This window comes from Bacillus sp. JJ1764 (assembly GCF_036962145.1).
In the GTDB taxonomy this organism is placed as follows: domain Bacteria; phylum Bacillota; class Bacilli; order Bacillales; family Cytobacillaceae; genus Neobacillus.
In genome coordinates this window covers 73,008-78,743 of the sequence record NZ_JBALNY010000036.1, presented here as the reverse complement: position 1 = coordinate 78,743, position 5,736 = coordinate 73,008, and the positions used below count along the sequence as shown (strand labels likewise).

General features: G+C 37.3%; 10 protein-coding genes. 2 read left to right on the top strand and 8 right to left on the bottom strand.

Annotated features, from left to right (window positions below; translation table 11 throughout):
• Positions 1–70 precede the first annotated feature (70 nt).
• The 8 genes from V7083_RS05885 to comGA all read right to left on the bottom strand — a co-directional run bounded on the left by V7083_RS05885 (position 71) and on the right by comGA (position 4,328).
• Complete coding sequence (locus V7083_RS05885; protein WP_335476351.1) at positions 71–274, bottom strand: YqzE family protein; 204 nt, start codon at positions 272–274, stop codon at positions 71–73.
• Between the two features lie 61 nt (positions 275–335).
• The gene (gene comGG, locus V7083_RS05880; protein WP_335476344.1) at positions 336–713 is read right to left on the bottom strand and encodes a competence type IV pilus minor pilin ComGG; all 378 of its coding nucleotides are present in this window, start codon (positions 711–713) and stop codon (positions 336–338) included.
• Positions 710–1,186, bottom strand: a complete 477-nt coding sequence (gene comGF, locus V7083_RS05875; protein ID WP_335476342.1) for a competence type IV pilus minor pilin ComGF — start codon at positions 1,184–1,186, stop codon at positions 710–712. The genes comGG and comGF overlap by 4 nt, the downstream gene beginning before the upstream one ends.
• On the bottom strand, positions 1,134–1,469 hold the full coding sequence (locus tag V7083_RS05870) for a hypothetical protein (RefSeq protein WP_335476340.1): 336 nt from the start codon (positions 1,467–1,469) through the stop codon (positions 1,134–1,136). Before V7083_RS05870 ends, comGF begins: the two co-directional genes overlap by 53 nt.
• The gene (gene comGD / locus V7083_RS05865; RefSeq protein WP_335476338.1) at positions 1,456–1,896 is read right to left on the bottom strand and encodes a competence type IV pilus minor pilin ComGD; all 441 of its coding nucleotides are present in this window, start codon (positions 1,894–1,896) and stop codon (positions 1,456–1,458) included. Before comGD ends, V7083_RS05870 begins: the two co-directional genes overlap by 14 nt.
• Complete coding sequence (gene comGC / locus V7083_RS05860; protein WP_335476336.1) at positions 1,893–2,210, bottom strand: competence type IV pilus major pilin ComGC; 318 nt, start codon at positions 2,208–2,210, stop codon at positions 1,893–1,895. The genes comGD and comGC overlap by 4 nt, the downstream gene beginning before the upstream one ends.
• 17 nt (positions 2,211–2,227) lie before the next feature.
• Positions 2,228–3,259, bottom strand: a complete 1,032-nt coding sequence (gene comGB, locus V7083_RS05855) for a competence type IV pilus assembly protein ComGB (protein ID WP_335476334.1) — start codon at positions 3,257–3,259, stop codon at positions 2,228–2,230.
• Complete coding sequence (comGA, locus tag V7083_RS05850; RefSeq protein WP_335476332.1) at positions 3,246–4,328, bottom strand: competence type IV pilus ATPase ComGA; 1,083 nt, start codon at positions 4,326–4,328, stop codon at positions 3,246–3,248. Before comGA ends, comGB begins: the two co-directional genes overlap by 14 nt.
• A gap of 259 nt (positions 4,329–4,587) precedes the next feature.
• Here comGA and V7083_RS05845 point away from each other — a divergent pair, with 259 nt between their 5' ends.
• A complete protein-coding gene (locus tag V7083_RS05845) occupies positions 4,588–5,283 on the top strand; it encodes a helix-turn-helix transcriptional regulator (RefSeq protein ID WP_335476330.1) in 696 nt (231 codons plus the stop codon).
• A gap of 86 nt (positions 5,284–5,369) precedes the next feature.
• Positions 5,370–5,612, top strand: coding sequence for a DUF2626 domain-containing protein (locus V7083_RS05840; protein ID WP_335476328.1), 243 nt, complete (start codon positions 5,370–5,372; stop codon positions 5,610–5,612).
• Positions 5,613–5,736 lie beyond the last annotated feature (124 nt).

The window sequence follows — 5,736 nt, the reverse complement described above, 5'->3', positions numbered from 1 at the left end:
CTTTAACACAGCCATTTTAAAAAGAATCCCCAAATTCCTACCTGCTTGAAAGGGATTTTGGGGATCTTCATTAGTTACTATGCTTACCTCTAACCTTACGTCTTCGTTGAATCTCTATATAAAGGACATAAGGTAAAATGCCAAACCAGCGATACCAAAACGAGGCTCTTTCCTGTTTACGCTCAAGGCGAAGACGCTTCCGTTCATCTTTGGGTTGATCGACATACTTGACGAAGGTTTGGGTCATATATTTAACATAATCGTTTGTTTTCATCATACCACCTGCCTTACATTTCACCACAAGTATGCCCAATTTTAAACCTCTTCAACCTTGTTTATTCTGTCCATTTCATTAATTTTCTTGTTTGCAGATCATATGTTGCTTTCCCGTTAATCCTTACACCTGATTGAAGAGAAAGTGATATATTTACAGTCTGGGATGTCTCTCCTGCGGGTTCGGCCCTAAACACGACCACTCCTTTTTGGAAATAAAAAGTTCCGTTTGTCTGGACACTCCCAGTAGTTTGAACAGTTGATTCAATTTTTTTTAATGTTGAATGAAAATAGTATTCTGCGGTAAGATTTTCGGCTGTATCCGAAAAAAACTTTCTTTCAACCAACAAGTGTTCAACATAGAAAGAAAAGGACGTAAGAAAAAGAATCAACAGACATAATGTCAGTGGGTATGTAAATCCATGCTCGTTTTTATTCATGATGATGGTTTCCATTCCACAAATGCATGGACAACAACATCATAATGATTCCCATAAACATCGGTCACTACAATTTTTATATGTTGATCTGTACGAATAAAGCTCAATTTCGATACATTTTGAAGAACAATCTCATGGCCGTTAAAGTTTACTCTTCTGCGGATATTGTTTCCATATTTGTCATAGGTAATCGTTACGCCATCCTTCGTTACGTATAGCTTATCGTAAATGACGTCAGCTTGTGTTGACATGCGGATTTCCTGCTTGATTTCATTGCTGAACACTTCCCATTCCATGGATTGCAATTGGGCATCTGTTTGTGTATTTTCAATGGCGATTTGAATTATTGGGGCAATTAGGTAGATGATGGTACTGAAGATCATTAAAGAGAAAAGTACTTCAATTAGAGTAAAACCTTGTTCATTCAAGGGTCTCGCATATTTTAGGTTCATTGCGGTAAATGGTTTTATCAATTTTGATACATGCCTCCTTCTTCTCGGGTGTCCCTGCATTGTCCCAAGAGATGGTATAAACAATGCCGTTCTCCTTAATGGAGGTATTATTAAATTCTGTAGAGCCACTTAATTTTTCGTGTAATTCATTAAACAGTAGGTGTCTTGCTTTATTTTCAATGGCAAATTGATCAGATTGCTTTTTTAATTGAATGAATAAAGGAATGAACGTTAAACAGATCATAAACAAAGCAGACATTGACAGCAGCAATTCGAGCAAAAAGTAGCCTTTATTTTTCCACAAAGTAAAATCTCCCTCTCCCTATTAAAAATGTGATCTGGTAGGTCTTCTTTTTGGCTTTTATAAAGAAAGTTCCGAACTTATTAACATTTCCGTTAGCCTGATAGGTGAAGTTTAAAGGAAGGGATCCCGGAATAAAGTAGAAACTGGTGTCATAATTTCGTTGAATAATTTTCTCCTGGTTTGCACTATAAACATACACGATGTACCTATATTTACTGGGAGTAATGACAACCGATACATCTTGGTTATGCGTTAGGGCATAGTTTTGGGCATAATAAAGATCTGTTTTTAATTGGGTTAAAAAGGCTTGAATTTGTATAGTTGAGTTTTGCGGTTTTAATGAGAATACGGTCACCGTTGAAATAATCATGAACACCGCTAAAACGATTAATGATTCTACTAGTGTGAACCCCTTTTGACCGTTCATTCTGCTGCAGAGACACTCCCATCTGAACCAATTGTTACTGTCTTGCCGTTTGGACAGCCCTTCACATTCTCATTCAAATACCCTTCTCTGATTAAGTCAGCCATTGTCGGTGTTGTATGTAAATCCATTTCGTAGGCTTGAACTTGTGCCTCTACCATTCGTACATATGCCTGACAGCCCTTATTATTGATATTTTTATTGTGCTTGGCTATATTGGGGATCGTAATAATTAATAATATGGAAATCACTAACATTACAATCATAATTTCTATTAAAGTAAAACCTTGTTCAAGATCGTTTTTGCGATTTTTCATTATGTGACCTCCAGTCATTATATACCGTCTAATAGATGGAACATGGGTAATAAAATAGCTAAATACATCGAAACTACTAAAAAGCCGATAAAGAGATAAAGTATAGGCTGAATTGCTTTTAAGCTTTTCTCAATTAAATCCTCCATATTTACCATGCAATACTTACTGCAAAATAATAGTTCTTGTTCCAACTTTCCATTTTCTTGTCCATGTTTCACAATCATGGGAAACTCCTTTTCAAAAAATGGGTAGGAAGCTAGAATCGTTTCTAATTTTTCCCCGGTCACGAGCTTTTCTTTAATTTCTTCTCCCAATTGACTAAAGAATGGCTGTTGCTTATTTTTTTCAAATAATAGAAGAGCTTCAGCGATGGAGATTCCCCCTGATAATAAAAAACTAAATTGAATGGAAAAGTAGTGGGTAAACAGCAATTTGAGGACTTTGCCGAGCATTGGCAAGCGGACGAGCAATTCTCGTTGTTTTATGGCGGAAAATTTTCTAAAAAGGAAGTAGTAATAAATCCCTGATACGATCAGTAAGGCAATCATTAGTTCAAGAATTGCAGGAAAAAGGCGATCAAATCCATAAATCACTTTTGTGAAAAAATTAGGTTCCAACCCTAATGAGGAGAAAAGAGTGATAAATCTGGGCAATAACGTTTTTTCAAGAAACAAAATTAAAAAGCCAGTAAGGATTATTAATAGTAGGGGGTATTGTAGTAATTTCATTAGCTTTCGTAGATCCCGATCTTTCACGAGTGCAAGATGGCTTCCCTCAAGCAAAGCATCTGCGAAGCTGCCGTGTTGTTCAGCGAAGTAAACATAACCAACTAATTCTTTTTGGAATCCTAGGTTTTCAAGGACATTGTGGAAGGGCAGCCCTTTTTTTAGTTGTTGTAAACATTTCAGCAGTTCGTCCCTTCGGTTGGCTGCTAAATGATAGGAGATAGATTCAATGGCTTCGGATATAGGATATCCACGAGCTAGCAATTCCCCAATTCTCTTTAAAAAACTTGCCTGTTCATGTAAAGACCATTTACGTTTTTTCATTTTCAAATACCAGCCGGTCATATTCTTCCTCTTGAACATAACCTAAGGCGATCCCCTTTCTGATGACCTCTTTTAATGTCTTATAGTTTAATGTCACTTCTTCACCCTTTGCTGCTTTCATGACAGAGCTTAAATTTCTCCCTGACAGCAGCTCAAACACGCTGGCTCGTTTCCATCTTCCGTAAGAGTAGCATTGTGGCGAGCAATCTCCTTCACAGAAGGGACATGTTAACTCCACCAATCTTTGTGCTGTAACAGCAATAAGAGTTTGTTCTACTTCAAGCCAATTGACACCAAATTCATGTAATCGATAAACTGCTCCTTGTGCATCTCGTGTATGCATAGTACTCAATACTAAATGCCCTGTCAGCGCTGCACGCACAGCGATCTTTGCAGTTTCAGCATCTCTGATTTCTCCCACCATAATGATATCCGGGTCATGTCGGAGTATGGCTTTAAGACCTGTTGCATATGTAACGCCGGCTTTTTCATTCACTTGTACTTGCAGAACGGAATCATAATTTTTTTCGATAGGATCTTCGAGAGTTACTACATTTCGATGAAATAGGTGGGCTGTTTCGTTTAAAAGGGAGTACAAGGTGGTGGTTTTTCCTGAGCCTGTTGGTCCTGTTAGGATCACAAGCCCATGAGCATGTTTCAGTAGCGTTAGAAGTTTTCTAGTCATCGATGGAAACAATGAAAGTTGATGAAAAGGGATCTGTTCCTGTTGAGGTAATAGTCTAATTACGAGGCTTTCTCGGTTGTTAGAGGGAAGTGTCGAGAGCCGGAGGCCTATTAATTGTCCGTTTAGTTCACGAAAGATTGCTCCGCTTTGAGGACGTCTTCTTTCTCCGATATCCATATTTGCTGTGAATTTGAAATAAGAAATGAGTCTGTCGCATTCTTCTTTTGGTAGTGTTAAGCGGGGGATCAGTTTGTTAGTTAAACGTATTTGGATGAGGGTGTCATTCATCCGGGGAATAATATGAATATCTGAGGCCTGATTTTTTGCAGCATCTGTGATGATTCGGTTTGCCAAAATTTCAATCGAATTTACAATCGTAATCACCGCCTTATTTATTGGTCTAAACTGTAATTCGACATCATTCTATCATATTCTTCCTAATTTTTGAAATGTTTTATTTATTTTTTTCGAAACGAATCTTATTTAACCAAAATTTGTCATATTTTCAGGATATTGTTACAATATTGAGTCTGTAATTGTGAACATTTTCTAAACATATAGTGTATACAGTGTTAACCTCATTCCCACTTTATTTTAGCTGTATTATAATAAAGGAAATTATGGGGGTCCGAGGTGAGCCAAGATGGAACAAACATTAAAGATAACCAATGTATTATCAGATCCAACGCGTTACTACATTTATCAATACATTACTAAACGCCACAAAGAAGTGACTGTACAAGAAGTAGCTGATAACTTTAACATCCACCCAAACGTGGCTAGATTACATTTATCCAAACTTGAAGATGTAAACATGTTAGTTTCAGAAACAAAGAAAACGGGTAAAGGTGGAAGACCAAGCCGATTGTATCGTTTATCGGATGATGTGATTCAGCTTCATTTCCCATTCCGTGATTATATGCTTTTATCAAAAGTGGCCATCCAAACGATGATCTCTTTGGGAGATGTAGGCCGTGATGCACTGTTCTTAACTGGGAAGCGTTTTGGTGCTGAGATTGTAGAACAGGAAATGGCAAGAAGATCGCTTGGCGATGTATTAAATTTCGATGAAAAGCTAAGTATATTAAAAAACGCTGCTACTCTTGCAGGTTTCTATCCTGAATTTGAAGCTAATGGGGATCATACTAAGATCTATTTCCAAATCTTCAATTGTCCATTTAAAGAAGTGGCCGAAGAACATGAGACAGTATGCAGTATGCATCGCGAATTCCTTAAAGGAATGTTTGAAACATTATTTGATTCTATTGAACTAATTGAAAAGGATAATATGTTCACTGGATGCGATACATGTTCATACCAAGCAGTCGTAACAAACTAATGTGAAACCATTATTTACATTATACCTCCTGATACTTTATAATATTGTAATGAATGGTATTCATAAGGGGTAAAGGAGGGATACATATGGATCGGATGTTCAGAGTATTAGGTTTCTGGACGGGTATTTTTACCGTAATGTTTTATCTTGGAGATATGGATAGAACAGCAATGCTTTTCTTAGCCCAAACTGGATTTTTTGTCCTGCTTAGCTATCTAAAGCTTTCTGAACGTATGTATATGTATGTTTTTGGAGCATATCTGACAGTTTTCTTCGCCGGTTTTACATATTGGACAACGTTCATGATGCCGCTTGGAGGCGGAGAGTAAGCGATTTAAAAATAGAAGAAGGTGACCAGCAAATGGGGCACCCTCTTCTTTTTTCTTTTTGGCTGTGTTAAAGAACAGTGTTGATTTTTTACACTCTGTTGATTGTAGCGGAAGGTGCGAAGAC